1 protein-coding gene is annotated in these 396 nt (G+C 59.8%); it reads right to left on the bottom strand.

What is annotated here, in order from left to right:
* A partial coding sequence (locus AC3XQU_RS23150) for a hypothetical protein (RefSeq protein WP_489876501.1) occupies positions 1–396 on the bottom strand: 396 nt, incomplete at both ends.

Genomic DNA, 396 nt, shown 5'->3' with positions numbered 1-396 from the left:
AGGAAGGCTAAATGTGCACGGAACGCTGCTTCGTTGCCGACTTCCAAGAACACCGGCGCGGTAATCCTCGCCGACCGAAGCCGTGCCTCGATCCCAGCGACAAACGACTGGACGCTCCCTGCGTCGAGAGTTACCTTGACGTTCGCTTCAGGCAAGTTCTGGATTGCTCTTCGCACGTCGGCGTGGAACCGGGACGTGTCCGCGCGCAAGGTAACGTCTGCGGCGAACTTCATCGCCTTGAGCTTTTCCCGCGTCTCTCGCGCGAACAGACCTGTATCAGCCTTGAGATCGACCTTCGCAGCGAGTTTGATCCGGTCGAAATGCTTCTGCGCTGCTTTCGCTGCTTTCTCCGCAGCGACACGGACACGACGCTCGAACTCAGAGCCGACGTTGCCC

This window comes from Telluria sp. AZSoR62 (genome assembly GCF_058111565.1).
Note: the sequence above shows the minus strand (reverse complement) of the source record. Positions and strands in the feature narration are given on the sequence as shown.